At 42.5% G+C, this 1640-nt stretch carries 2 protein-coding genes and 1 pseudogene; 1 reads left to right on the top strand and 2 read right to left on the bottom strand.

Translation table 11 applies throughout. The annotated features are described in order from the left end of the window. Window positions 1-187: 187 nt before the first annotated feature. Window positions 188-337: a hypothetical protein gene (locus AK963_RS33940; RefSeq protein ID WP_175404714.1), complete on the bottom strand. Its 150-nt coding sequence runs from the start codon at window positions 335-337 to the stop codon at window positions 188-190. Between the two features lie 48 nt (window positions 338-385). Between AK963_RS33940 and AK963_RS28780 the strand changes: the two genes are divergently transcribed. Continuing rightward, window positions 386-1441 (top strand): AarF/UbiB family protein, encoded by a 1056-nt coding sequence (locus AK963_RS28780; RefSeq protein ID WP_066018705.1) that lies wholly within the window; start codon window positions 386-388, stop codon window positions 1439-1441. A gap of 9 nt (window positions 1442-1450) precedes the next feature. Here the strand turns inward: AK963_RS28780 and AK963_RS36230 are convergent. Further along, a pseudogene (locus AK963_RS36230) lies at window positions 1451-1640 on the bottom strand (IS630 family transposase); the annotation flags it as partial.

Below are 1640 nucleotides of genomic sequence, written 5' to 3'. Positions count from 1 at the left end.
GATCATCCTGAGTTTTAATCTGACTGGCTATTTGATCTACCAGTTTTTCGTTGATTTCAACGCTCATTGTTATTCTCCATTTTGGAGTATTAACGACAAGCGTTTACACAATTTAAATTACATTCCCAAATTCTTATTCGGTCTTAATTACTAACTGATTATTTCGTAATGATTTCCTAAATAGATTTTAAACATTTTTTATTGTTTTAAATAATAATTTTCCACTAATAATAATATGGAGCCCTGTTGAGAATGCCAGAACATACATATTACCCGGCCAGCGTTGTGCAGCCTCAACCACATTATTATTATCCTGAAGATAATCCGGTTGATCCATTATCTCAAGGTATCCATTCTTCAGCTTACCCTCCGCAAAAAACACCTTATGACCCTGCTGCTTACGGGGCAGATACTGGTTTTCATAGTGTTCAGCGAGCCTGTTACCCCTGTGTCGAATCTGGATCAGGAGCAGTTTGACCCTGATGACCCCTCTAAGGTGCCGGATGATCAGGTCATTGTTGGTAGGCAGCCTCGTACACTATCTTCTATTGAATGGCTGGGTGAGCAGATCAAAAATGGCTTTGCCAGTTTTGTCAGAACGTTCAAGATGATGGGGATTTTGTTCAGTATCTGGTGGAATGACAGAAGTGTAGACAGTATCAAGAATGCAGCAGAAAGTGCCCAGGGAGGGATTCTAGTAAAGGCCATTCAATTTGCATGCAGTTCTCCTTCTATTGCAAAAGGTTTCTTTGGTGATGACCATGAGAAATTTACCAAAGCGCTATCTCACGTGACTACCAGTAATAAACCAATGACAAAGGCTGAGCTTGTTCGCTGTCTTGATGAAGCGGGTATTGATTATGACCCCGATGAGTTGGATAACAGAAAGAACCTGGGCACTGGTTCAATTGGTGAAGTCAATGAGATTATCCTGAGGGGAGGAGGGCGTCTGATTGTCAAGACGGTTTCCCCTGCCAGTGAAACCCGGGTTTATTCAGATTTACGGATACTCAGATTCATGCTGGGGCTGATTACCTTCTTTTCACCCAGCACAATCGATAAGGGAACCAAACACGCAATTTTCTCATTTTTTGACAGTGTTAAGGAAGAAGTAAATCTGATTACTGAGGCCAACAGAACACGGCAGCAGGAATATGCTAATAAGGCCGTTGCAAAGCAGCATATTTTTGATATCAAGCAGAGTGAGCTACCGGAATGTGCATTTTTGCTCCCTTCACGGCCGTGTGACTGGGCAATCCGTCACCCTGACACCAACAGGGTTCTTCTCAGGCTTCCGGTTACTTATAAAGTTCCAGCCGTTTATGGCGACTCTGCAACTCCTCACGCTTTAGGCATGGAAAAAATTGATGGGGTTACTCTGAGTGAAAATGATCAGCCTAAGCTTCGAGGTATTGCAGCAAAGTTATTTAATACCAATTGAATTTTCTAACTACTGTATAACTGCCCAATCACGGGAGCACAGACTGAACAGTCGACCAGCTTCGCTGCAAAGGTTATTCCAAGCTTCACAGCAACAATCTACAATATTTTCATAACCTGAAAATGCTTTGTTTGATAAGTCATGCTCCCGCATCCACTCCCATAGCCTTTCTGAGCTGTTTAACTCCGGTGCGAATGGT

The organism is Endozoicomonas atrinae (assembly GCF_001647025.1).
GTDB lineage: Bacteria > Pseudomonadota > Gammaproteobacteria > Pseudomonadales > Endozoicomonadaceae > Endozoicomonas > Endozoicomonas atrinae.
This window is presented reverse-complemented; position numbering and strand designations above follow the sequence as displayed.